This window comes from Burkholderia sp. Bp9090 (genome assembly GCF_003857985.1).
Taxonomy (GTDB): domain Bacteria; phylum Pseudomonadota; class Gammaproteobacteria; order Burkholderiales; family Burkholderiaceae; genus Burkholderia.
Genome location: NZ_QTPV01000006.1, coordinates 46938 through 72251 on the forward strand (window position 1 = coordinate 46938; position 25314 = coordinate 72251).

At 68.0% G+C, this 25314-nt stretch carries 21 protein-coding genes; 15 read left to right on the plus strand and 6 right to left on the minus strand.

Annotated elements, in window-relative coordinates:
• The first annotated feature begins 115 nt into the window (after positions 1–115).
• The 3 genes from DIE16_RS08000 to DIE16_RS36550 all read left to right on the plus strand — a co-directional run bounded on the left by DIE16_RS08000 (position 116) and on the right by DIE16_RS36550 (position 2653).
• Positions 116–1375 (plus strand): porin, encoded by a 1260-nt coding sequence (locus tag DIE16_RS08000; RefSeq protein WP_124519407.1) that lies wholly within the window; start codon positions 116–118, stop codon positions 1373–1375.
• 334 nt (positions 1376–1709) lie between these two features.
• Positions 1710–2201: a peptidoglycan-associated lipoprotein Pal gene (pal, locus tag DIE16_RS08005; RefSeq protein ID WP_124484754.1), complete on the plus strand. Its 492-nt coding sequence runs from the start codon at positions 1710–1712 to the stop codon at positions 2199–2201.
• Positions 2202–2482: 281 nt separating this feature from the next.
• Positions 2483–2653 (plus strand): hypothetical protein, encoded by a 171-nt coding sequence (locus tag DIE16_RS36550; protein WP_185500360.1) that lies wholly within the window; start codon positions 2483–2485, stop codon positions 2651–2653.
• 95 nt (positions 2654–2748) lie between these two features.
• On the opposite strand, the gene DIE16_RS08010 is transcribed toward DIE16_RS36550, so the two are convergent.
• The 3 genes from DIE16_RS08010 to DIE16_RS08020 are packed head-to-tail and all read right to left on the minus strand — an operon-like array spanning position 2749 to position 7579.
• Positions 2749–4008 (minus strand): cytochrome c, encoded by a 1260-nt coding sequence (locus tag DIE16_RS08010; RefSeq protein WP_124522919.1) that lies wholly within the window; start codon positions 4006–4008, stop codon positions 2749–2751.
• Complete coding sequence (locus DIE16_RS08015) at positions 4005–4706, minus strand: (2Fe-2S)-binding protein (RefSeq protein WP_124522917.1); 702 nt, start codon at positions 4704–4706, stop codon at positions 4005–4007. The genes DIE16_RS08010 and DIE16_RS08015 overlap by 4 nt, the downstream gene beginning before the upstream one ends.
• A complete protein-coding gene (locus DIE16_RS08020; RefSeq protein ID WP_124522915.1) occupies positions 4703–7579 on the minus strand; it encodes a xanthine dehydrogenase family protein molybdopterin-binding subunit in 2877 nt (958 codons plus the stop codon). Before DIE16_RS08020 ends, DIE16_RS08015 begins: the two co-directional genes overlap by 4 nt.
• A 497-nt stretch (positions 7580–8076) precedes the next feature.
• Between DIE16_RS08020 and DIE16_RS08025 the strand changes: the two genes are divergently transcribed.
• The 6 genes from DIE16_RS08025 to DIE16_RS08055 all read left to right on the plus strand — a co-directional run bounded on the left by DIE16_RS08025 (position 8077) and on the right by DIE16_RS08055 (position 14028).
• Positions 8077–9636 (plus strand): sensor domain-containing diguanylate cyclase, encoded by a 1560-nt coding sequence (locus tag DIE16_RS08025; RefSeq protein ID WP_124522913.1) that lies wholly within the window; start codon positions 8077–8079, stop codon positions 9634–9636.
• A 271-nt stretch (positions 9637–9907) separates the two neighbouring features.
• Positions 9908–10183, plus strand: coding sequence for a hypothetical protein (locus tag DIE16_RS08030; RefSeq protein ID WP_044844576.1), 276 nt, complete (start codon positions 9908–9910; stop codon positions 10181–10183).
• Positions 10184–10427: 244 nt separating this feature from the next.
• Positions 10428–11462: a succinylglutamate desuccinylase/aspartoacylase family protein gene (locus DIE16_RS08035; RefSeq protein ID WP_124519401.1), complete on the plus strand. Its 1035-nt coding sequence runs from the start codon at positions 10428–10430 to the stop codon at positions 11460–11462.
• A gap of 34 nt (positions 11463–11496) precedes the next feature.
• On the plus strand, positions 11497–11706 hold the full coding sequence (locus DIE16_RS08040; protein ID WP_124484748.1) for a type II toxin-antitoxin system MqsA family antitoxin: 210 nt from the start codon (positions 11497–11499) through the stop codon (positions 11704–11706).
• A 406-nt stretch (positions 11707–12112) separates the two neighbouring features.
• Positions 12113–13255 (plus strand): DUF3182 family protein, encoded by a 1143-nt coding sequence (locus DIE16_RS08050; protein WP_260426908.1) that lies wholly within the window; start codon positions 12113–12115, stop codon positions 13253–13255.
• The gene (locus DIE16_RS08055; RefSeq protein WP_124519398.1) at positions 13252–14028 is read left to right on the plus strand and encodes a S9 family peptidase; all 777 of its coding nucleotides are present in this window, start codon (positions 13252–13254) and stop codon (positions 14026–14028) included. Before DIE16_RS08050 ends, DIE16_RS08055 begins: the two co-directional genes overlap by 4 nt.
• 155 nt (positions 14029–14183) lie before the next feature.
• Here DIE16_RS08055 and DIE16_RS08060 read toward each other — a convergent pair whose 3' ends face one another.
• Entirely contained in the window at positions 14184–15452 is a 1269-nt protein-coding gene (locus tag DIE16_RS08060) for a M20 family metallopeptidase (protein WP_124522909.1), read from the minus strand.
• A gap of 755 nt (positions 15453–16207) precedes the next feature.
• Between DIE16_RS08060 and DIE16_RS08065 the strand changes: the two genes are divergently transcribed.
• The 6 genes from DIE16_RS08065 (at position 16208) to DIE16_RS08090 (ending at position 23050) form a co-directional block, all read left to right on the plus strand.
• Positions 16208–16768, plus strand: a complete 561-nt coding sequence (locus DIE16_RS08065) for a GNAT family N-acetyltransferase (RefSeq protein ID WP_124484744.1) — start codon at positions 16208–16210, stop codon at positions 16766–16768.
• 62 nt (positions 16769–16830) lie between these two features.
• Positions 16831–17772, plus strand: a complete 942-nt coding sequence (locus DIE16_RS08070) for an ABC transporter substrate-binding protein (RefSeq protein ID WP_124522907.1) — start codon at positions 16831–16833, stop codon at positions 17770–17772.
• A 39-nt stretch (positions 17773–17811) separates the two neighbouring features.
• On the plus strand, positions 17812–18870 hold the full coding sequence (locus tag DIE16_RS08075) for an LLM class flavin-dependent oxidoreductase (protein ID WP_124522905.1): 1059 nt from the start codon (positions 17812–17814) through the stop codon (positions 18868–18870).
• A gap of 7 nt (positions 18871–18877) precedes the next feature.
• Positions 18878–20236, plus strand: coding sequence for an LLM class flavin-dependent oxidoreductase (locus DIE16_RS08080; RefSeq protein ID WP_124519393.1), 1359 nt, complete (start codon positions 18878–18880; stop codon positions 20234–20236).
• 59 nt (positions 20237–20295) lie between these two features.
• Positions 20296–22083 carry an amino acid ABC transporter permease/ATP-binding protein gene (locus DIE16_RS37430; protein WP_124522903.1) on the plus strand — a complete coding sequence of 596 codons (1788 nt, stop codon included), beginning with the start codon at positions 20296–20298 and terminating at the stop codon, positions 22081–22083.
• Between the two features lie 34 nt (positions 22084–22117).
• Positions 22118–23050 (plus strand): ABC transporter substrate-binding protein, encoded by a 933-nt coding sequence (locus DIE16_RS08090; RefSeq protein ID WP_124522901.1) that lies wholly within the window; start codon positions 22118–22120, stop codon positions 23048–23050.
• A gap of 143 nt (positions 23051–23193) precedes the next feature.
• Here DIE16_RS08090 and DIE16_RS08095 read toward each other — a convergent pair whose 3' ends face one another.
• Both DIE16_RS08095 and DIE16_RS08100 read right to left on the minus strand, forming a co-directional pair.
• Entirely contained in the window at positions 23194–24294 is a 1101-nt protein-coding gene (locus DIE16_RS08095) for an LLM class flavin-dependent oxidoreductase (RefSeq protein WP_124522899.1), read from the minus strand.
• Between the two features lie 52 nt (positions 24295–24346).
• Positions 24347–25312 carry an ABC transporter substrate-binding protein gene (locus DIE16_RS08100; RefSeq protein WP_044844585.1) on the minus strand — a complete coding sequence of 322 codons (966 nt, stop codon included), beginning with the start codon at positions 25310–25312 and terminating at the stop codon, positions 24347–24349.
• Positions 25313–25314 lie beyond the last annotated feature (2 nt).

Sequence of the window (25314 nt, forward strand, 5' to 3'; positions counted from 1 at the left end):
GTGCAGCGCCTTAATCGCCGGTCGCACGTTCTCCAATAATGCCCACTCGATCCGTCGGCCCGCGCGCCGATACGACCCACCGGCGATCGGGCCGGAGACCAGCGAAAAAAGTCATATGCATTCCTATAAAACAACCAAGCCCGCCGGCGCACGCGTCGCCGCGCCGCTTGCCGCCCGCCGCGGCCGTCGTACCGGTGCGCTCCCGCTGAGCGTGATTGCCGCCTGTGCGGCCGGCTTCCTGATTCCCTGCGCCGCGCGAGCACAGAGCAGCGTGACGCTGTACGGCCTGATCGATACGTCGATCACCTATTCGACCAACCAGCGTACGCAAGGCGCCGGTTCGCCGGGCAGCGGCAGCGTCGCAATGACGAGCGGTGCGTTGAACGCGTCGCGCTGGGGGCTGCGCGGCCGCGAGGATCTCGGCGGCGGGACGGCAGCGGTCTTCACGCTCGAGAATGGCTTCTCGGGCACGACCGGCAAGCTGTCGCAGAAAGGCGTCGACCTGTTCGGCCGTCAGGCGTGGCTCGGCCTGAGCTCGCGGACGGCCGGCACGCTCACGTTCGGCCGCCAGTACGACCTGATCCTCGATTTCGTGACGCCGCTCGGCGCGTCGGGCCCCGGCTGGGGCGGCAACCTCGCGGTGCATCCGTACGACAACGACGACTCGAACCGCAACCTGCGCATCAACCATGCGGTGAAGTACACGAGCCCGACGTATCGCGGGCTGACGCTCGGCGCGATGTTCGGATTCTCGAACACGGCCGGCGCGTTCTCGAACAACGCCGTATGGAGCGCGGGGCTCGGGTATGCGAACGGGCCGCTGAAGCTCGGCGCCGGTTACCTGAAGATCAGCCGCGACCGCAACGCGCCGAATCCGGACGGCGCACTGAGCACGCTCGACGGCTCCGCGACGATCACGGGCGGCAACCAGCAGATCTGGGCCCTGGCCGGCCGTTATGCGTTCGGCCCGCATTCGGTCGGTGCCTCATGGTCGCACTCGGCCACCGACGGCGTGAGCGGCGTACTCCAGGGCAGCGGCATCACCCCGCTGAAGGGTGAATCGCTCGTGTTCGACAACTTCACGGTCGACGGCCGCTACTTCGTCACGCCGGCGTTCAGCGTGGCCGCCGCGTACACGTACACGATGGGCCGTTTCGACACGCGCACGGGCCAGACGCGCCCGAAATGGAACCAGGTGGTCACGCAGGCGGACTACGCATTCTCGAAACGCACGGACGCGTATCTCGAAGCCGTCTATCAAAGCGTGAGCGGCGGCAACGGCAACCCCGCGTTCAACGCGACCGTCTGGACCATGACGCCTTCGGCCAACAGCAACCAGGTCGTGGTCGCGCTCGGGCTGCGGCACAAGTTCTGAGTGCGCCGGCGACGCGCGATACGCCCGCACCGGAAAGGCGCATCACGCATGCGCGGCGCATGCTGCGCGCGTTCGCGCAAGCAAGAATGCGTCCTGCGTCGTTTCCGCGCGAAAAAGACGGAGAAACTGGTCACACTGTGACATTTTTCCTAATCTTGTTGCAGCGGCGCCGTGCGTCGGCGTCCGGCCGAGACAATCTTTCATCCGGCACGTCGCCGGCTTACGAAAGCGCATCGCGCACGGAAGCCGGCGCTTTCATGTCGTCTCGCCGCATGCGTGACGCGGCAGATCGCCCCACCACGCTTTCCATGCAGTCAACCGCAGGAGACGCACGATGAGCAAAACGAACCGATTCGCGGTCATTGCGGCGTTCGCGCTGCTGGCGGGTTGCCACCACGCGGCGAAAACGCCCGAGAATGCCGAGATGGCGCCGGCGCCATCGAGCGAAGCGGTCGCCACGGTGGCGGCCGACGATCTCGACAACCCAAACAGCCCGCTCGCGAAGCGCAGCGTCTACTTCGATTTCGACCAGTACTCCGTGAAGCCGGAATACCAGACGCTGCTGCAGGCGCACGCCGACTACCTGCGCAGCCATCCGTCGCGCCGCGTGCTGATCCAGGGCAACACCGACGAACGCGGGACGTCCGAATACAACCTCGCGCTCGGCCAACGCCGGTCGCAAGCCGTGATGGGCGCGCTCGAAACGCTGGGCGTGCAGGCCACGCAACTCGAAGCGGTCAGCCTCGGCAAGGAAAAGCCGGTCGCGCTCGGCCACGACGAAGATTCATGGGCGCAGAACCGCCGCGCCGATCTCGTCTATCGTTGACCGGATGCCGCCGCGACGGCGACATTCCGGCCCCGTCCCCCGTTACCTGTCATGCGACGAATCGCCGGGGCGCCCCGGCTGCGTGCTCGTGCTCGTGCTCGTGCTCGTGCTCGTGTGAGCGCGTGCGCCCCGCGCGCCGATTCGTGTCGCTATATGCCGCGACGCACTGATACCCAAAAAACATGGAATAAACCGCCTGACGGAGACGTTTCGTCATCGCGCGGTCGCCGGTTCACGCGAACCGCCCTGCCGCGCGGCCTGCGCGGTCCAAGGAGAGTGAAATGAAATCGGCAAGATTGGCCGCGGCGCTCGTCGCGGCGCTGATGCTGGTGCTGTCGGCGGGATGTACGTCGTCGGGCGGCGGGATGTCGCAAGGATCCGGCATGAGCCGCTACGGCGGCGCGGGCGGCAACGGAGGGGGTAGTGGCGGCGGAGGCGGCGGAGGCTACTGAAACACCGCCTCCCGGAATCGGGCGAGGCATCGCGCGGGAACACGGCCGGGAACCGGCTGCGTTGCGCGCGACGCCCCGCCCTGCCGCTCGACGGCTCAACGCATGGCCTTCACGTCGGCCGGCGTGACGCTTGCGGGCTGTCCGCCCCATGTCGCACGCAGGTAGTTCGCGAGCTGCGCGAGTTCGTCGTCGCTCAGCGTGTGCGCGAAACCCGGCATCGGCTGCAGGTTTTCGTAGCCGGCAAACTTCTGCTCGTCGACGCCGTCGAGCATCGCGACCAGCAGGTTGCGCGCGTCGCCCTGGCGCAGCGTCGAATTGCCGTTCATCGGCACCGCCACGTGCGGCTTGCCTTCGCCGTTGAAGCCGTGGCAGCCCGCGCACACCGCGAGATACACCGAGCGGCCGGCCGCGAGCTGCGCGGCGTCGGCCGACACCGGCTTCACCGGCTGCGGTGCCGGCGGCGTATCGCCGAGCAGGTACACGGACAGCGCGCGCAGGTCGTCCTTCGCCAGGTACTGCGTGCTCAGGTGCACGACCGGATACATTTCGCCGAACGCCGAGCCTTGCGGCGCGATGCCGACGCCGAAGAACGTCTGCAGGTCGGTGCCCGTCCAGCCGCGCGCGGCGAGGCCGGCCGGCGTGATGTCCGGTGCGGCCACGCGGCCGAGCGCCGCGCCCGCGAACGGCTTCGCGCCGTCGAGCTGGCCCGTGAACGCACGCGGCGTGTGGCATTCCGCGCAGTGGCCGAGCGCGCCCGCGAGGTAGCGGCCGCGCTGCCAGTCGGCGGACTGGCCGCGCGACGCGTCGGGCAGGCTGTCCTTCAGGAACACCATGTCCCAGAACACCATGCCGAAGCGCAGGTTGTACGGGAACTTGAGTGCGTGCGCGCGGTTCTCCTGCGCGACCGGCTTCACGGTCCTCAGGTACGCGTACATCGCGTCGCTGTCGGCGCGCGTGAGCTGCCGGTACGACGTGTACGGCATCGACGGATACAGTCGCTTGGCCGGAGCCTTGCCGTCGTGCAGCGCGGCGTAGAAGTCGTCCGCGCTCCAGCTGCCGATCCCGTGATCCTTGTCGGGCGTGATGTTCGAACCGTAGAACGTGCCGAACGGCGACTCGAGCGGCGCTCCGCCGGCGAACGGCGCGCCGTCCTTCGCGGTGTGGCACGCCGCGCAGTCGGCGGCCTTGACGAGATAACGGCCGCGCGCGACCGGGTCGGCGCCGGGCGCGCCGGAAGCCGCGTTCGCGGCCGGGGCGTCGTGGCCGCCGCAGGCGGCGAGCAGCAGCGCGCAGGCGGCCGCGAGCGCGGGCAGGCCCGCGGCCCGCGCGGCACGATGGGCGAATGTGCGTTTCATGCGGCGTCCTTCACGAGTCCCGGCGTCGTCAGGATCACGTCCTTCACGGCCTGGTAGTAGCGGACGTAACCCGTGCAGCGGCAGAGGTGCGCGTTCAGCGCGTCGGTGATCGTGCGCTCGACGTCGGCCTTCGCGACCGGCTCGCGCGTCAGCCGCTCGATCAGCACCGTCGCCGCGTTGACGAAACCCGGCGTGCAGTAGCCGCACTGGAAGCTGAAGTGCTCGAGGAACTTCTGCTGGATCGGCGACAGTTCCACCACTTCGCCGGCTTCGTTGCGCTTCGCGTGGCCTTCGATCGTGCGGATCGAACGGCCGTGGAAGAAGTGCGCGCCGGTGATGCAGGTGCGCATTTCCTCGCTGGTGCCGTCCGGCTTGTCGACGATCACGACGCATGCGTGGCAGATGCCCTGCCCGCAGCCGAGCCGCGAACCGGTGAGGCCCGCGTACTCGTGCAGGAACTCGATCATCATCAGCCCCTCGGGCACCTGCATCGGGCCGACGGACTTGCCGTTGATCTTCAATGACAGCGGCTTCAGCTGAAAGCGCACGAGCGGACGCTCGACGGCGGCCGGAGCTGCGGCGGATACAGCCGATGCAGCCGGCACCGCAGCGGATGCGGATGCCGGCGCGGCCGAAGCCGCGTTCGGCACGGCCGCGCTGGCGCTCGCGGCCGACGCGGCGGTTTGGGCGGTCGTCATGCGAGCACCTCCTGAATCTTTTGCGGGGTCACCGGCAAGTCGGTGAAACGATGGCCGATCGCGTGCGCGATGCCGTTCACGATCGCGCCGACGACGGGGATCATCACCACTTCGGCGACACCCTTCGGCGGATCGGTCTCGGACAGCGGCGGCAGGATGTCGCCCGTCTGCGACCACACGGCGACGTCGGTCGCGCGCGGCAGCTGATAACGGTTGAAGTTCCACGTGCCGTTGCCCGGGCCGTCTTCGTAGAGCGGCAGGTACTCGTGCAGCGCATGGCCGATACCCATCGCGAGGCCGCCCTGCAGCTGGCCCGACACGAGCTGCGGCGAGATCTGGTTGCCGCACTCCATGATCGAGTGATGCGTGAGCAGCTCGACCTTGCCGGTCGCTTCGTGCACGGCCAGCTCGACGAGCGTGCCGACCGCCGTGTAGTACGTGACGGCCGCGTTGTTGCGGCTCGTCGGCGGGATGAACACGCGCTTGCGGTCCAGCACGCGATAGCCGTTCGCGGTCGGCGCCAGCGTGCCGCGCAGCGCGGTCGCGCCGGCCGGCGCGACGGTGCCGGGCAGCGGGCCGTCGGCGCCCGTCTTCGGCGCGCCGACACGCAGCGACAACCCGTCGATCGGCAGACGCTCGACCGCGCCGCCCACGTCGAACTCGGCGTCGGTCCATTGCCAGCGGTTGAACACGTGCACGACGGCGCCGGTCGGCAGGCCGAGCGCATGCGCCTGCTTCGCGAGCTGCTCGAACGTCAGCGGCTCGAGGCCGTCGGCGCTCAGCTTGCCGTCGACCCAGCGCGCGTCCTCGATGCGGATCGTGTACGGCGCGGCCTGGCCGCCGCCGAGGCCGCGCGTCCAGATCGACATCGCGGCCGGCCACAGCCCGTAGCGGAACACCGCGCGCGCGGCTTCGCGCGTGCTGTGCGTGAAGTAGTACGCGGAGTTGGTCGCGCTCGACGGCGACGCATAGCCCGGCGACCAGCGCGGATTCGCGCTCAGCCGATCCTGGTCGGCCTGCGACATCAGGTACGGATCGCCGTTCGTCTCGACCGGCAGGTCGGGCCATTCGGTCACCGCGACGCGCACCTCGGTCGCCGGGCGGCCGAGCCACTTCGCGACCGCGACGGCCTGCGACGTCGACATCCCGGTGCCGATCTCGGCAGCCGTGTGTTGCAGCGACACCTTGCCGTTCTCGTCGAATTCGACCTTCGCGAACGATGCCTCGGCGCCCGTGCCGAAGTCCTTCTGCACGCACGCGAAGCCGACACCGTAGCGCTTGCCCGGGTTCGCGGCCTCGAATTCGGCCTTGCGCGCCGCGCGACGCGTCCACAGCGGATGCTGCCTCGCGCGCTCCAGCACTTCGTCGACGCGCAGCGCGCCGGCGGGAATCGCGCCCTGGGTGTTCTTCATCCCCGAACGCAGCGCGTTGCGCAGGCGGAATTCGATCGGGTCGAGGTTCAGTTGCGCGGCGATCTCGTCGACGGCCATCTCGGTCGCGGCCATGCTCTGCAGCGTGCCGTAGCCGCGGGCGGAGCCGGCATCGATCGCACGCGACGCGATCGCGACCGCCGCGAGGTCGCTCTTCGGGAAGTAGTAGATCGATTGCGCGGCCGTCGCGCCGACCATCGCCACCGACGGCGAGAAATTCGAGCGCCCGCCGCCGTTCGCCTCGAAGTCGCCCTTGAACGATTGCAGCAGGCCCGTGTTGCGGTCGACCGCGATCCGGTAACGCATCCTGAACGCGTGACGCTTCAGCGACGTCTGGAACTGCTCGTAGCGGTCGTTCGCGAACCGCACGGGGCGGCCGTCCGCGTACAGCGCGCAGACGAGCCCGTAGAACGGCACGTTGAAGTGATCCTTCGAGCCGTAGCCGACCGTGTAGCACGGATGCACGAACAGCTTCTTCACCGGGAAGCGGCATTTCGCGACCATCGCGGCCGCGTTCTCCGACACTTCGAGCGGCGACTGGGTCGGCACGACGAGGTGCAGCGACTGCGTCGCGGCGTCGTACCAGCAGTTCGCGTTGTCGGGTTCGAGCGCGGCGGTGTCGACCGACTGCGTGTTGTACTCGCGGTCGAACACGAGCCAGTCGGCCGACGGATGGTCGAGTTCCGCGGCGATCTGGCCGGCGAGAAACATCCCCTGCTCGTCGAGCTTGCCGTGCTCCTTGCCGTCCGGCCAGACCGGCAGGTGCTTGCGCATCATGCTCGGGAAGATCGGCGCATCCTTCAGGCTCGAATAGACATCGTCGTCGTAGGCCGTCTTGCCGCCCACCCGCACGTAGCGGAAGGTACCCCACGGATCGCGCTCGAGCGGGCCCGTGACCGCGCCGTAGCGGATCACGTCGTCGCGGAACTTGAGCGCGTTCTTCGCGAAGCGGAAGCGCGCGAAGTCGTGGTAGATCAGGATCGCGACCGCATGGCCGAGATACGCGGGCGTCTTGCCGGCGGGCAACAGCATGTCGTCGCCGTAGAACGTCGGGAACGCGACGCCGTCGCGCGCGAGATCGTCGGCCGTGACCACGCGGTCCGGCTTCAGCTCGTCGCCGAGCAGCGACAGGTCGAAGCCCTCGTAGGTGCGGTCGGCCTGCGTGACGCGCAGGATCAGCGCGTGCGACTGCTGCTGCGGCCAGTGCGGCATGTCGGCCGCGCGCACGTCGCGGGCGAACACTTTCGAGCCCGTGACCTTCGCGATGCCGTCGATGCGGAATTGGGGGATGCCGGTGACGCTATCCCATTTGACGGGAGTGAGGAGTTTTTCTTCGAAGAGCGCCGCGAACGCGCGGCTGCCGATGGGCGCGACGTAGACCGCGACGCCCGCCAGCACGCTGGCTTTCAGAAAACCCCGCCGTGACAGGCCGTGGTTTTTCATTGGGGGGAACCTCCTGATGCGGCTCGGACGGCGATCGGGTGTCGCGGCGTTCGGAGCGGCGCGCATTCTGGCATTGTTTTTGATATATCGCCTATAGTATTTCTCGCATGAATTGCTTATTGGATTTCTTATAACGGGATTCGGACGAGCTGCGGCGCGCGGTCGCGGGCGGCACACGCGTGCGACTGCGCGGTGTCGCGCCGGCCGCATCGGTGGCTGCCGGCCGATCGTGCGCCATCGGCGGCCCGCGTGCGGCGCGGGCTGAAACCGGTCCGCGCGCGGCTGCCCGAGATCGTTCCGTCGGCAACGATCCTGCCTGCGCATCGGCGAATCCGCAAGATGCGCGCGAACGAAGTTGACGACGACGCGCCGACGTCCCCGCACGGCACGCGCGGCCGATGTTTCATGTTAATGTCGTGCGCATCCGGTTCGCCGGCCATCCCGTGCCGGGCGGGGCGGCCGGCGGTGCACCGCATCGTGTCGAGGTCAAAATAGCCATGGCAGTCAAGGCACGCCTCCTGAACGCCGTTCTCGCCACGCCCCCCTGCGGCGATCACTACGTGACGGCCGCGCTGCGCCCGTCGATGCTCGTCACGCTGTTCGAGGACGTGCGTCCGATGGCGCTGTCCGGCTTCGCCAGCGCGTTCGTCGCGGCGATCGCGCTGATCCGGCTGCAACAACTCTGGTGTTTCGTGTGGCTCGTCGTCGACGTCGGCCTGCTCGCCGCGCGGCTCGCGATCGCACGTGCGTATGCGGTACGTCGTGCCGCCGGCGACGATCGCGCCGAATACTGGGCCCGGCGCTATGCGCCCGTGTCGCTCGCCGCGTGCTTCGTGCTCGGCCTCGGCGTGATGGGCTGCGTGGATGCGCCCGACGTCGAGCTCGGCACGCTGGCCGTGATGGTCGCGGGCGGCGTGTTCGGCGGGATCGCGTCGCGCAATTCGGCGCTGCCGCGGCTCGCGATGACGCAGGTCACGCTCGGCGTCGTGCCGATCGGCGTCGGCGCGCTGCTGGTCCAGCGGCCCGGCGCATGGCTGCTGCTGCCGCCGCTCGTGATCTATCTCGCGGCCATGCGTACGGTCGTCGAACGCCATTACCGCGTGCTGGTCGCGCTGATCGCCGCACGCCAGCGCAACGCCGAGCTCGTCGCGCGCTTCGACGCCGCCCTCACCTACATGCCGCACGGCCTGTGCATGATCGACGGCGAAAGCCGCGTGATCGTCGCGAACCGCCGCACCGCGCAGCTGTTCGGCTCGCCGCGCGAGATCATGCTGGACACGCCGCTGCCCGACGTCGTCGCGGCGCTCGGCGCGAACGCGCTCACCGATCCCGACGGCGCCAGTCTCGCCGTGCAATGCGACCTCTGGCTGAACCATGACGAACCGGAGCCGCTCGACATCGCGCTCGCCGACGGCCGCCAGCTCGAACTCACGCGCCACCGCGTGCCGGACGGCAACGCGGTGATCATCGTCGAGGACGTCACCGCGCGCCGCCAGACCGAGCAGCATATCCGGCACCTCGCGCGGCACGACGCGCTGACGGGATTGCCGAACCGCCACGAGTTGCATGCGCAACTCAAACGGATGCTCGCGCACCGGCCGCACCTGCCGCACGTGCCGAGCCCCGCGCTCGCCGTCATGTATCTCGACCTCGACGGCTTCAAGGCGATCAACGACCGCTTCGGCCACCAGGCCGGTGACGAAGTGCTCATGCAGGTCGCCGAGCGGCTCGGCAAGACGCTGCCGCCCGGCGAACTGGCGGCGCGGGTAGGCGGCGACGAGTTCATCGTCGCGCTCGACGCAACCACCATGCAGGCGTGCTCGGTCCTCGCCGCGCGGATCATCCGGCAGATCTCGGCGCCGTACACGCTGTCGATCGGCGAGACCGTCGTCTTCGGGATCAGCATCGGCATCGCGCTCGACGACGGGCACGGCTCACCCGACGAACTGATCCGGCAGGCCGACAGCGCGCTGTACGACGCGAAGTCGGCCGGCAAGGGGATCTACCGCTTCTATTCGGCCGGAAGCAGCCGCGTGACGCCCGCGACCGCGAGCTGAGCGCGCTCGTTCCCGCCAGCGGCCGCCGCGCTGTCCAGCTTGCCCGTTCGCTTCCCGCGATTCATTCCGGAAACGCCTTGCGTGGTACGACGCGTGCGCGCAGGTGTTCCGCCGCGGCCGCCCGTGTCACGTGACGTGTTCCGTAACATCGGCGCGCGCCGCGCGTAGCGTTCGCTGCAGAAGCCCGCACGATCGCGACGGCGCGCGGCATTTGATGGCTGGCACTCTTATTGCTCCTTGACCGGGAAACAGGATGTCAGGGAGGCCACTCATGAATACCGTCGAAGTTCTCAGCCGCGCGGAAACGATCGATCAACTGGACGTGATCGACGGTGCCTCGCTGATCCGGCGGCTCGTTTCCGAGCGCCGCATGCCCGCAGCGCGTGAAGCCGCGTGCGTCGCCAATCCGCCGCTGACGCTGTACGGCGCGTTTCGCCAGGGCGTCACCGACCATGCGGCGCGGCGCGCGAATCCGTATCGCGCCGGCAGCCGTTTCTGGACGCTGTGGGAAGAAGGCCGTATCGAGGCTGAAACATCGGGCCGCTGACGCGCTCGCGCGCCGGCCGCCGTCGCGGCAAGGGGCTGGCGCACCACACGGCGTGTGCAGGCGGCCGGCCCGCACGCCGGCGTGCGTTTCAGCGCTGCAACATCGCGCGCGGCTGCTCTGGTTGCGCTTGCCGCGCGTTCGCGCGCGGGCCGCCTGACGGCGCTCGACCTCGGCCGCACCGCTCGCCGCGCGGCGGTCGTTTCCCGATAAGATGGCGGATTCCCGTTCTCCGAACGATGTCGCCATGACCGCCTCCTCCTCACACCGAAATCCCATCCACTGCGAAATCGATCTCGATGCGCAAGGCAAGCATGCGGGCTATCTGCGCCTGCCGCATTCCGTGCATCGCTCCGCGTATGGTTGGCTGCCGATCCCGATCGCGTCGATCCGCAACGGCGACGGCCCGGTCGCGCTCGTGATGGCCGGCAACCACGGTGACGAATACGAAGGCCAGATCATCGTGTCGCAGCTGATGCGCGAGATCGACCCGGAGAGCGTCACCGGGCAGCTGATCCTGCTGCCGATGGCCAATTTCCCCGCGGCCGACGCGGGCCTGCGCGTGTCGCCGCTCGACGAAGGCAACCTGAACCGCAGCTTTCCCGGCAACCCGACCGGCACGCCGACGCAGATGATCGCCCACTACATCGAGCATGCGCTGCTGTCGCGCGCGCAGTATCTGGTCGACCTGCATTCGGGCGGCAGTTCGCTGCTGTACCAGGGCGGCAACATGCTCGCGATCGACCCGCTCGACGACGACGAAGCGGCGAAGCTCAATGGGCTGCTCGTCGCGTTCGGCTTGCCGAACGCGCTGCTGCACGCGCCGAACCCGGTGCATTCGGCCTCGGCCGCGCGCCGGCAGGGCGCGATCTCGATCGTGACCGAACTCGGCGGTGCGGGGATGGCCGATCCGTCGCTGATCCGGCTCGGCCGTCACGGGCTGCTGCACTATCTCGGCTACATCGGCCTGCTGCACGGCGCGCTCGTGCCCGACGCGCCGCCGACCGTCACGCGCTTCCTGCGCGTCGACGGCGATCGCCACTTCGTCTACGCGTACGAACGCGGGCTGTACGAACCGCTCGTCGAACTCGGCGACCAGGTGAAGGCCGGCCAGCCGGCCGCGTGGGTGCACTTCCCCGATACGCCGCTGCGCGAACCGGTGCTGCACCGCTTCAAGGGCGACGGCGAAGTGGTGTGCAAGCGCGTGCCCGCGCAGGTGCAGCGCGGCGATTGCCTGTTTCAGCTGGCGGAGGCGTCGACGCCGCCGCGAGTCATCGGGTAATGTGCGTGATCGAGTGGTCGAGGAGATCACGAACATGAAATGTCCCGCCTGCGGTGAAGCCGAACTGATTCGCGACACACGCGATATTCCGTATGCGTTTCAGCGTGTGTCCACGGTCGTTCGAGGTATAACGGGCGACTTCTGCCCGGCATGCGGCGAAGCGGTGCTCGATATCGAAAATGCCAGTCGTCTCGGTGATGCGATGACACGGTTCGCCACACAATTCGACGGGCGGGCGAACTAGATGCACGTCGTCGTTCGATGGGATGAGGGTCGCTGCGTAGATGGCGTGTCATGACCGGTACAGACCCTAAGCGGACGGCCGGCTTTCTACAAAGCGGCCGTTCGATCGAGATGGGCTGGACGCCTGGTGCGATGGAGTTGTCCAGACCGGACTGCGGTCGCTCGGCTCTACAGTAGCCATTTGGAAGATCAATCACATTCATCTTCCGCCAACGATCGGACCAATTTTCCAGTAGAGCGACAGAGCTACAGCACGCTCGACTCGCCGCCCCGCGCAGACAAACGATTGTCGGATAGACAAAGGCACAAGCCTTGCTCTACGCAAGGATCGGCATCGACCGATGATGCCCTCGCATAGCAACGAATCCCCAATCATTGCGCCACGACGCGGGGAGGACAACTTGAAGATGCGTTCATCTCCTGCGACACCGGCGCTGCCCGTCGTCCTCGTCTATCGTGGGCAACGCAAATCCGTTCCATCCGGCCACGACGTCGGCACGCTCTGGGCGCTCGCCCGACAGATCGCTGAGCTCAAGGGCACGGAACTGGCGGGCGAGTTCGATGAAAAGCATGCGTACCCCGCGCATCGATATCTGGTCCCCGACGATACGCTGACGTTGGCGCAAGCGCGCAAGCTTGGCGTGCGATCCGAGCGCTATCTGTTCGGCGGCGTCGTGCCGTTTGCGTTTGTCGCGACGAAGCTGATCGCACATGCGCTGCCTGATGACGCGCAGGCCTCGCCGCCGGGCTGGTCACGCGTATTCGGCGAGCACATTGGTTCGCTGGTGCTGCCGGGCTACGCGGCGTTTTCGCGGGTCGATGCCTGCAACGCGGCGCGCATCCTTTGGCAGGAGGGCGGCGTACGGATCAAGCGCCCTTATGGGGTCGGAGGAGCAGGACAGTCAGTCGTCGCCGACATGGACGAACTGGAAGCAGAACTCGATGCGCTTGGTGACGCGGCGCTGCGAGCCGAAGGCATCGTCGTCGAAAGGCAGTTGGATAGCATTGAGACGCTGAGCGTCGGTCAGGTGACGCTCGACGATCTGGTCGCGAGCTACTATGGCGTGCAGCATCTAACAGTCAATAACCATGGCCACCACGTCTATGGCGGCACCGACCTGGTCGCCGTGCATGGGAGCTTCGACCTGCTTATGCAGCTCGATGTCATGAGCGATGTCCAGGAGGCGATCATCAAGGCGCGTGCATTCGATGCCGCCGTGCAAAATGACTACGCCGGTTTTTTTGCATCGAGACGCAACTACGACGTCGCCTGGGGCATCGATGCACAAGGCGTGCGCCGTTGCGGGGTACTCGAGCAGTCGTGGCGGATCGGCGGCGCAACGGGCGCCGAGCTTGGCGCGTTGCGAATGTTCAGGGCAGATCCTCGGGTGCATGCGGTGCGTGCGTCGACGCGTGAGATTTACGGAGGCGATGTGCAGGTGCCTGATGGCGCCTGCGTCATCTATCGAGGCGTCGATCCGCAAGCGGGAGCCATCACGAAGTACTACACGGTGGATCGTAATACCTTGCAAGGGAGCAACGGCATATGACAGCGGAGCGTTATGGCGTGCGGATCAAGGTCGAGAACGGTTACCTGGACGGGACCCTGCTCGCTCCGAAGACAACGGTGCCGGGCATTCTTTTCGTGCACGGCTGGGGCGGCAATCAGGAACAGTATCTCGAGCGCGCCCGGCAGGCATCGGCATTCGGCTGCGTTTGCCTGACCTTCGATCTGACGGGACATGGGCGTACGCAGGACGAACAACAAAACGTGACCCGGGAAACCAACCTGCAGGATCTGCTGGCCGCCTACGATACGCTCGTTGCACATCCATTGATCGATCGCGATGCGGTTGCAGTGATCGGCAGCAGCTACGGAGGCTATCTCGCAGCCATCCTGACGGAACTGCGCCCAGTGCGCTGGCTGGGTCTGCGCGTACCAGCGCTTTACCTCGACGAAGGATGGAACACGCCGAAGCGCGCCTTGCATGTCGAACATGATCTCGTCGCGTATCGCAAACGCACCGTGCCAGCGTCGGAAAATCGGGCGTTGCGTGCGGCGGCCCGCTTTCGAGGCGATGTGCTGCTCGTCGAATCGGAACACGACGAGATCGTGCCGCATACCGTGATCGCCAGCTATCTGCAGGCGTTTTTGCAAGCCCATTCGCTCACGTACCGGATCATCGACGGTGCGGACCATGGACTATCGGATGATCCCAGCCAACGTGCCTATACCGCGCTTGTCGTGAACTGGCTGAACGAGATGGTTGCGGGCCTGCGCGCTGGCGACCGCGGAGCTGCGCCCGCTCAGGCAGAGACGTAGAAGCCCGTCAGTGCACCGATCGGACCGATCCGGCCCGCCCTGAAGAGCCGGGATTTTCCAAGCAAGACCGGGACGGAAATCGGGCTTGCCTCAAAGCTATCAAACTTCCTGCTGTACGTGGATTCGACGCATGGTCACCGTGCCGGCGTGCGAAGTCACGCCGATGCATCTCGCTTGTCGAGCCACGCCCCTGCCGCGCATAGCATCGCTTCCAGCCCCGTACGCAGCGTCGGGTCGAGTACCGGCGCGAACTTCGGCGAATGATTGCTGGGAATCTCGTTGAGCTTTTTCTCCGCCAACGCCTTTCCAAATGTATCCGGATCGGTCCCGCCGATGAACCAGAACCCATATGGCACGCCCCATTCGCGCCCGAATACGCTGAAGTCCTCGCTCGCTGCTGCCGGGGGCGTTTCGTAGGCGCGCTCGCCAAAGTGCGCTTCGAATGCCTCCCGCACACGCTCGCTTGTCTGCGCGTCGTTGATCGTCAGCGGATAGCTCGAGAGCGTCGTGAATTCGGGCTCGCGTGGTGCGTTGGAGGCCATGCATTCCGCGCAACAGATGCGACGGATCGCACCCAGCATGTATTCGCGCACGTCTTCGTCGAATGTGCGCATGTTGAGCTTGAGCGTCGCGTCGTCGGGGATAATGTTCTCTTTCGTTCCCGCCTGCAGCGCACCGATCGTCAGCACCGCACTATCGCGCGGGGAGATTTCCCGCGATACGATCGTCTGCAGACGGAGCGTCGTCGAAGCCGCCATGATGACCGGATCGATCGAGGTTTGTGGCTGCGATCCGTGCGAACCGCGTCCAAACAGCCTCACCTTCAAACTGTCGCCCGCCGAAAGAATCGTGCCGCTCCGATAGCCGACCGTGCCCGCCGCGCCAACCATGACGTGCTGGCCAAGGATCACGTCAGGCTTCGGGAAGCGTTCGGCCATGCCGTCGTCAATCATGCTGCGGGCGCCGCGCGCCACTTCCTCGCCCGGCTGAAAGACCGCCATCAGCGTTCCGCGCCAGGCGTCCCGGTGCGCAGCCATCAGGTGCGCCACACCCATCAGCCAGGCCACGTGCATGTCGTGGCCGCACGAGTGCGCGACGCCCACTTCGAGGCCATCCTCGTCCTTCGCCCTCGCCGTGCTGGCATATGGCAATCCGGTCGCTTCTTCCATCGGAAGCGCATCCATGTCGGCGCGCAACATTACAGTCGGACCGTCGCCGTTGCGTAACATCGCCACGACGCCGGTCACGCCGACACCCCGCGTAACGTCATAGCCGACATTTTCGAGATAATCGGCTGCAATACGTGCGGTGCGCACTTCCTGCATCGACAGTTCGGGATGCTCGTGCAGGTCCTTGTAGATCGCTTCGAGCTCGGGCAGGAGGCTTTCGATGGCGTCCCTGGTCGCTTCCACCAATGCAGGCATGATCGATCCTTTCAAATGGTTCGTTGCGGGGGCCGATGTTGCATCGCACGCGTCGGCCGTCGTTGAAGCGTGGCAGCGCTTGCGCCCGATCTGGCGACACGGCGGCAGGAGCGCGGTACGCAATCCGCCGACTAGTCCGATGCATGCGACAGGGGGGAAACACGGAACATCCGGGCGAGCCCGCTCTACCCTGGCACTTCGTATTACGTTTCCGTCAAGTCGCCTGCTGCCCGAAGCGGGACAGGACTAGAAGAGAACCATAGTCTCGATAGCGGCAATCCGGAAGGTCCTGTCGATTCATAAGACAAAGCGGTCGCCCGCAGGTCCGGCTCGGCGAGACGGCGTATAACTCGTTCTGGCTGATTTGCCGCTTCCTGCCAAACCTTTTCGCCCCCCAAATCGGCAATACCGATAGAACATCGAGCAATAACAGCGTGCAAACCCACGGCATTCATATGTATTGCACACACATCGAACTGGCTCGGCTCCGCACTACTCTCAATCGCCTCCCCACCCCACTCCCCCTGCAAGCCTTCTGATGCCCCCCGCGAAATCCTTATCGAAATTGCTTCGTTCGCCTTTGCCGCCCACGCCGCTAACGTGTTCGAAACGGCGGCGGCACGCCGGATGCAGCGCAGGAAGCACCGCGGCCGCCGTCATCACGACAACCGCGTCGCGATAACGGAACAGACCGGCCGGGCGATGTGCCCCGCCCCCGCCAGGAACGTCCGCATCGCGCGCCCTTCGCGATGCCCATGGCCACGAACGACCGCATCATCGACACGACGCCGCTCGACGTCCGCGCCCAGCCGTTGATCGACGCGCTGATCGACGAATACGCGACGCGCTACGACGCGTACCGCCCCGACAGCCGCGCGTCCGCACGCGACGAACTCGCGCGCTACCCGGCCGAGCTGTTCGCGCCGCCCGAAGGCGCGTTCGTGCTGCTGCTGCGCGACGGCGAGACGATCGGCGGCGGCGCATTCAAGCGCTACGACGCGCAGACCGCCGAACTCAAACGCATCTGGACCCGCGCGGACCTGCGCCGCCAGGGGCTCGCGCGCCTGATCGTCGACGCGCTCGAACTGCGCGCCGCGCAGCAGGGCTATCGGCGCGTGTACCTGACCACCGGTTTTCGCCAGCCCGAAGCGTGGGCCCTGTACGACCGCACCGGCTATACGCGGCTGTTCGATTCGTCGATCGACCCCGAAGCGTATTTCCACCTGCGCTTCGGCAAGGATCTCGCCGATCCGTCGCGCACGTCGACGCTCGCGGACCTGTGGGCGCCACTGCCCGAAGCGGTGCTGCCGCGCTGAACGCATCGCACCATCCGATTCCGCTCCCTCGCTCCCGACGACAACACAACAAGGACGCATCCATGCAACGAGCCGTACCCTTCACGCCGCGTGCGCTCCGCACCCTGGCCGCCGCGCTGATCGGCGTGACCGCGATCGCCGCGGCCGCCGCGACCTTCGACCTGAGCCCCGAGCAGCGCGGCCGCCCGCGCGGCACGGCCGATGCGGCCGTCGAGCGCGCGGTGCCAGCGTCGTTCAAGTTCGCCGAAGCCGGCACGCTGACCATCGGCGTCGCGCCGAGCCTGCCGCCGATCAGCACGTATGCGACCGACGCGCGCACGGTGGTCGGCTTCGACGCGGACGTCGGCCAGGTGGTGTCCGACAGCCTCGGCCGCAAGCTGAAGATCGTCCCGCTCGCGTGGGCCGACTGGCCGCTCGCGCTCGAATCGGGGAAGGTCGACGCCGTGATCTCGAACGTCACCGTCACCGAGGAGCGCAAGCAGAAGTTCGATTTCTCGACCTACCGCAAGGACCAGGTCGGCTTCTACGTGCGCAACGACAGCAAGATCCAGTCGATCCGAGAGCCGAAGGACGTCGCGGGGCTGCGCATCGTGACCGACGCCGGCACCAACCAGGAAAAGATCCTGCTCGCGTGGGACCGCGAGAACGTCGCGCACGGCCTGAAACCGGTGCAGGTGCAGTACTACGACGACCAGGCGATGCGGATCGTCGCCGTGCAGTCGGGCCGCGCCGATGCCGTGTTCAGCGTGAACTCGGTGCTCGCGTACCAGAGCGCGCAGCAGGGCAAGACACGGCTCGTCGGCGCGATCAGCGGCGGCTGGCCGCGCACGGCCGACATCGCGATCGCGACGCGCCGCGGCAGCGGGCTCGCCGATCCGCTGACGGTCGCGCTGAACGGGTTGATCAAGAACGGCCGCTATCAGCAGATCCTCGACCGCTGGAACCTCGCGTCCGAAGCGATCGACCAGTCGCGCACGAATCCGCCGGGTTTGCCGAAGAGCTGAGCGCCGGTCCTTCACGCCTTCGCAGGAACGCCGAACACCATGGCTTACTCGCTTTCATTGCTGGACAAGAGTCCGATCGCCGACGGCGCGACCGCCGCCGACGCGCTGCGCTTCACGACGACCCTCGCGCAGCGCGCCGAACAGCTCGGCTACGAGCGCTTCTGGGTCGCCGAGCATCACGGCGCGCCCGGCTTCGCGAGCTCCGCGCCCGAGATCGTCGTCGCGCACCTGCTCGCGCACACGTCGCGCATTCGCATCGGTTCGGGCGGCGTGATGCTGCAGCACTACAGCCCGTTCAAGGTTGCCGAAACCTTCAAGCTGCTCGCCGCGCTCGGGCCGGGCCGCGTCGATCTCGGCGTCGGCAAGGCGCCCGGCGGGCTGCCGCTGACCACGCGCGCGCTGCAGTGGTTTCACGACAAGGCGAAGAAGCCGGTCTTCGCGGGCCAGCTCGCCGAACTCGATGCGTTCCTGGGCTGGGGTGTCGCCGAAGATCATCCGCTCGCCGGCGCGGTCGCGATGCCGGTGCCGCCGCACGCGCCGGAGCGCATCCTGCTCGGCGGCTCGCCCGACAGCGGTGCGCTCGCCGCCCGACACGGCTGGCGCTTCTGCTACGCGGGGCACTTCAACGGCGACGACGCGAACCTCGAACGCTCGCTGGCCGCCTACCGCGACGCAGGCGGCACGCGAGCGCTCGTCGCGCTGTACGCGGTCGCCGCGCCGACCCGCGAGGAGGCCGAGCGACTGATCGGGCCGCTGAAGATCTTCAAGCTGCAGTTCGCCGGCGGCCAGAGCTTCAACCTGCCGAGCGCGCAGGCCGCGGCCGAATTTGCGCGGCAAAGCGGCGCGTCCGACTACCGGATCGACGAGTTGCGCCCGACCGTGCTGGCCGATACGCCCGAGCGCATCCACCGCGCGCTCGACGCGCTGAGCCGGCGGCTCGACGTCGACGCGTTCGTGATCGACTCGCCGGTGACCGATTACGCGGCACGGCTCGCGTCGGCCGAATGGCTCGGCGGCGCGCAGTCGATCACCCCCGTGCAGGCGGCCCTCGCGGCCGACCGCTCCCTTCGCTCCCTTTCCCCCGACCAGAACGCGTGACGCGCCCATGACGACCCGACGATCGATTCCCTTCGGCCTGATGCTGCAAGGCGCAGGCAGCCACATGAACGCATGGCGGCACCCGAGCAACCCGCCGGACGCGAGCATCAACCTCGACTTCGCGATCGGCATCGCGCGCAAGGCGGAAGCCGCCGGCATCGCGTTCGCGTTCGTCGCGGACGGCCTCTACATCAACGAGAAGTCGATCCCGCACTTCCTGAACCGCTTCGAGCCGCTCACCGTGCTGTCGGCGCTCGCGGTCGCGACGAAGAAGATCGGCCTCGCGGGCACGATCTCGACGTCGTACAGCGAGCCGTTCACGGTCGCGCGCCAGCTCGCGTCGCTCGACACGATCAGCGGCGGGCGCGCGGGCTGGAACGTCGTGACGACGCCGCTCGAAGGCACCGCGAAGAATTTCGGCAAGGCGCATCCGGATCACGAACTGCGCTACGAGATCGCCGACGAATACCTCGAGGTCGTGCAGGGGCTGTGGGATAGCTGGGACGACGACGCGTTCGTGCGCGATCGCGCGACCGGTCGCTTCTTCGATCGCGACAAGCTCCACACGCTCGATCACCACGGCCGCTTCTTCCAGGTTGCCGGCCCGCTGAACATCCAGCGCTCGCCGCAGGGGCAGCCGGTGATCTTCCAGGCCGGCTCGTCCGACACCGGCATCGGGCTCGCGGGCAAGTACGCGGACGCCGTGTTCACGCACTCGCCGTCGCTCGACGAAACGGCCGCGTTCACACGGCGCGTGAAGCAAAGCGCGGTCGAGCACGGGCGGCAGCCCGGCGACGTGAAGATCTTCCCGGGCATCGGGCCGATCGTCGGCCGCACGGCCGCCGAGGCGGAAGACAAATACCAGGCGATCCGCGACCTGCTGACGATCGACGAAGCGCTCGCGTATCTCGGCCGCTATTTCGATCACCACGATTTCACGCAGTACGCGCTCGATGCGCCGTTCCCCGAGCTCGGCGACATCGGCCGCAACAGCTTCCGCTCGACCACCGACCGGATCAAGGCCGACGCGAAGCGCAAGCACCTCACGCTGCGCGAGACTGCGCTCGCCGTCGCGACGCCGCGCCCGAACTTCATCGGCACGGCCGAGCACGTCGCCGACGAGCTGATCCGCTGGCACGACGCCGGTGCCGGCGACGGCTTCATCCTCGGCTTCCCGGTACAGGCGCAGGGCGTCGACGACTTCATCGACCTCGTGATTCCGGTACTCGAGGCGCGCGGCCGTTATAGCCGCGACCTGCCGGGCAGCACGCTGCGCGACCACCTCGGCCTGCCGCGCAAGGCGAGCCGCCATGCGGCGCCCGGCGCGGTGCAGCAACAGGACGACGCGGCCGAAGCGCACGCGTGACGCCGACGCGCCGCCTCGCGCGGCGCTTCCGGCCAACTCGATCGAGGACCCTCACCGACATGAGCGACACGACCCATCTCGGCGGCGCAGTGCCGCCGCTCTCCCCCTCCCGCGCCCGCGACACCGGCACGCACCTGCGGATCGTGCCGGCCCGGCACCGGTCGCGCACCGTCGGCACCGTGCTCGCGCTCGTGCTGATCGCACTCGTGCTGTATTCGATCCTCGGCAACCCGCAATGGGGCTGGCCGGTGTTCGCCGAGTGGTTCCTGTCGCCGCCGGTGCTGTCCGGGCTCGCGCGCACGCTGGTGCTGACGCTGCTCGGCGCGGTGTTCGGCTTCGCGCTCGGCGGGTTCGTCGCGCTGGCGCGGCTGTCGCGCTCGCGTCTGCTCGCGGCGAGCGCATGGACCTTCGTGTGGCTGTTCCGGTCGATTCCGCTGATCGTGCTGCTGCTGATCCTCAACAACCTCGGCTACCTGTACGAACACGTGCGGCTCGGCGTGCCGTTCACCGACATCGTGTGGTTCGACACGCCGACCACCGACCTGATCAGCCCGTTCCTCGCGGCCGTGCTCGGCCTCTCGCTGAACCACGCGGCGTTTTCCGCGGAAGTGATTCGCGGCGGCATTCTCGCGGTCGACCAGGGCCAGCTCGAAGCGGCCGCCGCGCTCGGCCTGCCGCGCGGCCGCCAGACCACGCGGATCGTGTTGCCGCAGGCGATGCGCGCGATCCTGCCGACCGCGTTCAACGACCTGATCTCGCTCGCGAAAGGCACGTCGATGGTCTACGTGCTCGCGATGCCCGAGCTGTTCTACACGGTGCAGGTGATCTATCGCCGCAATCTCGAAGTGATTCCGCTGCTGATGGTCGCGACCGTCTGGTACCTGATCATCCTGACCGTGCTGTCCGCGATCCAGGTGCAGGTCGAGCGCCACTATGCGCGCGGCGCGCTGCGCAACCCGCCGCCGTCGGCGCTGACGTTCGTGCTGGCGCGCGTCAGTGCGCTGTGGCGGCACGCGGCGGCGCGCAACGCAACGGCAACCGGCGCGGCGGCCCACGATGACGCCGCGGCCGCTCCGGTGCCGCGCACCGGCGGCGAAGTCGCCGTGCACAACGTATCGAAGCAGTTCGGCATGCAGCGCGTGCTCGACAACGTGTCGTTCGTCGCACCGCGCGGCAGCGTGACGGTGATCGTCGGGCCGTCCGGTTCGGGCAAGTCGACACTGCTGCGCACCATCAACCATCTCGAGCGCGTCGACGACGGCTTCATCGACATCGACGGCGAGCTGATCGGCTATCGGCGCGACGGCGACGTGCTGCACGAGTTGAAGGAGCGCGACGTGCTGAAGCGCCGCACGGCGGTCGGCATGGTGTTCCAGAACTTCAACCTGTTTCCGCACCTGACGGTGCTCGAGAACCTGATCGAGGCGCCGGTCGCCGTCGGCGGCGTCACGCGCGAGGCCGCCGAACGCACCGCGCGCACGCTGCTCGCGCGCGTCGGCCTCGCCGATAAAGCCGATGCGTACCCGCGCCAGCTGTCCGGCGGCCAGCAGCAGCGCGTCGCGATCGCGCGCGCGCTCGCGTTGCGCCCGAAGGTGCTGCTGTTCGACGAGCCGACGTCGGCGCTCGATCCCGAACTGGTCAACGAAGTGCTCGACGTGATCAAGGAGCTCGCACGCTCGGGCACCACGCTCGTGATCGTCACGCACGAGATCGGCTTCGCGCGCGAAGTCGCGGACAACGTGCTGTTCATGGAGCGCGGCCGCATCGTCGAGTCGGGGCCGCCCGCCGTCGTGCTCGACGCGCCGGCCCATCCGCGCACACGCGCGTTCCTGTCACGGGTGCTCTGATGCACGCCGCCCACGACCTGCGAGGCAACCGACGATGATCGACCGACGCCAGTTCATCACCGCCACGCTGGCCGCCGCCGCCGGCCTCCGGTGGCACGCGGCCGAGGCCGCCGCCGCGACGGCGGACCTCGATCCGCGCCAGGCCGGCCGGATCCGCGCATCGCGCGACGATGCGGCGATTCGCGCGGCAAGCAACTACCGCTGGGTACGCGACGGGGCCTTCACGGTCGCGATCTCGCCGCACGCGCCACCGGTATCGACCTATGCGACCGACGCACGCACCGTGGTCGGCGCCGATCCCGACTATGCGCAGCTCGTCGCCGACGCGCTCGGCCGCACGCTGGTGCTGGTGCCGACCGCATGGGCCGACTGGCCGCTCGGGCTCACGTCGGGCAAGTACGACGCGGTGATCTCGAACGTCGGCGTGACCGAGAAGCGCAAGGAGAAATACGACTTCACGACCTACCGGCTCGGGCTGCACGGCTTCTACGTGCGCACCGCGAGCCCGATCGCGAAGATCGCCGAACCGAAGGACGTCGCCGGCCTGCGCGTCATCACGGGCGCGGGGACGAGCCAGGAGCGCATCCTGCTCGAGTGGAGCCGGCGCAACGTCGCGCAAGGGCTGAAGCCGACCGAACTGCTCTATTTCGACGACGATGCGGCGGCACGCGTCGCGCTGCTGTCGGGCCGCGCCGATGCCGAGCTGAATCCGAACGCGTCGCTCGCGTACGAAGCCGCGCGCGACGGCAAGATCCGGCGGGTCGGCGTCGTCAACGCGGGCTGGCCCGCGAACGCCGACGTCGCGATCGCGACGCGCCGCGGCAGCGGGCTCGCGCCGGCGCTGACGCTCGCGACGAACGCGCTGATCGACAACGGCCGCTACGGGCAGGCGCTGGCGCGCTGGGGGTTGCAGAGCGAGGCGGTCGCGCGCGCGGAGACGAATCCGCCGGGATTGCCGTCGTTTTGATTCGATGTGTCGATGTGTCGATGTGCCGACGCGTCGTTGCGTCGGCACGGCGAGCTGCGCATCGGTCGCGCAGCAAATGAAATCGCCCCGGCATCCCTTAAAGAAGTGGCCGGGGCGAACCGACGTGGGCGGGCCGTCGCTTCCTACGCCGTCAGCGCCGCGCGATCGCGATGGTGGTCGAGTTCCGCGATGTGCGCGTGGATCGCAGGAATCAGCTTGCGTCCGTAATCCAGCGCATCGTCGAGCGGATCGAAACCGCGAATCAGGAACGTCGATACGCCGAGCTCGTAATACGCACCGAGCGCACGCGCGACCTGTTCCGGCGTGCCGACGAGCGCGGTCGAATTCCAGCGCGCGCCGGTCAGGTTCGCGACACCCATCCACAACCGCTCGTCGAGCACGTCGCCCTGCGCGGCCGCGGCCATCAGGCGTTGCGAGCCTGCGTTCTGCGGCGCATGGCCGTCGATCGGCTGGCCGTTCGCGAGCCGCGCCGCGCGCACGCGCGCGCGGATCGCCTCGGCCTTCTCCCACGCGGCGGCTTCGGTGTCCGCGACGATCGGCCGGAACGACACGCTGATGCGCGGCGCGCGTCCGAACGGCACTGCCGCGGCCCGCACGCGCGCGATCTGCTCGCGCACGGCCGCGAGCGGCTCGCCCCACGTCATATAGACATCCGCGTGCTGCCCGGCCACGGCCAGCGCGGCCGGCGAGGAACCGCCGAAATAGATCGGCACGTGCGGCTGCTGCGCGCCTTTCACGACCGGCGACGCACCATGCAGCCGATAGAACTCGCCGTCGTGATCGACCGGCGTGTCGGCCAGCCAGATGCGTTTCAGCACGTCGAGATATTCGCCGGTGCGGCGGTAGCGCGCGTCGTGCGGCACGAAATCGCCGTCGCGCTGAAGATCGGCATCGTCGCCGCCCGACACGACGTTCAATGCGAGCCGGCCGCCGCTGAACACGTCGAGCGTCGCGATCTGCCGCGCGGCGGCCGATGGCACGATCACGCCCGGCCGGTGCGCGAGCAGGATGCGAATATGTTCGGTCGCGGCGGCCGCGAACGACGCGACGATGAAGCCGTCCGCCGCGTTGCTGAAATGGCCGACCAGGATCTGGTCGAAGCCGGCGGCTTCGTGCGCCTGCGCGAAGCGCCGCACGTAGTCGGGCTGGACGGCGGCCCCGCCCGGTACGTCGACCTCCGCGCCGGGCGTCGCGGTGATCATGCCGATGATGTCGATGGGCATGTCGATGGTCCTTCTTGTCGTCGATCGGAAATGGCTGCGTGCTGCAGCACGCTCACTGCGCGGCGGCCGTCTTCTGCGCGGGCGCCGCGAACGCGCCCGCATACGAGCGGTCGAGCAGCTTCGCCGTGTCGTACGCGACCGGAATCACGCCGGCCTTGTGCAGGAAGTCGGCGGTGTTCTGCGCATCCTTCGCGGCCGTGTCGTCGACCGGGCCCACGCGCTGGTGCGCGTTGTTGAGCCAGCGGTACGCGACGTCCGGCTCCAGCTTCGCGCGCTTCGCCCACAGGTCCGCGTACTCGCGCGGATGACTGTCGACCCACTGGCGTGCCGCCACCACGCGCTTCAGGAAATCGGTGATCTCCGCGCGCCTGGCCGTGGCCGCCTGCTCGTTCGCGGCGACGAAGCTGAGCGCGGGCATCAGGCCCTGCGCGGTCGTCACGGGACGGGCGCCCTGCCGCAGCGCGAGCGTGCTGACGAACGGCTCCCACAGCGACACGGCGTCGACCGAGCCGTTCGCGAGCGCGTTGGTCGCATCGATCGGCATCAGGTACGCGTACTTGACGGAATCCGCGCGCAGGCCATCGTGTTCGAGCGCGCGCAGCACGAGCTGCTGGCTCCACGCACCGCGCCAGACCGCAATCGTCTTGCCCTGCAGGTCGGCGACGGTGCGCACCGGCGAGTTCTTCGGCACGAGGATCGCGACGCCGTCGAGGCTCTGCCGCGACACCGCGACGACTTTCACCGGCGCGCCGCGCGCGGCCAGCGTGAGCAGCGCGGAATCGCCGAGGAAGCCGACGTCGATCGCGTTGCCGTTCAGGCTTTCGGCGACGGGCGCGGCGGCCTGGAAGTGCTTCCACTCGATCGTATAAGGCAGGTCCTTCAACACGCCGGACGCCTCCATCGATGCCTGGATGTTGAAGTAGTTCTGTTCACCGACGCGCAGCGTGACGGTGTCTTTCGCGATGCCCGGCTGCGCGGCGAGCGCGAGCAGCAGCGCCGTGACGATTCGGCTCAACAACG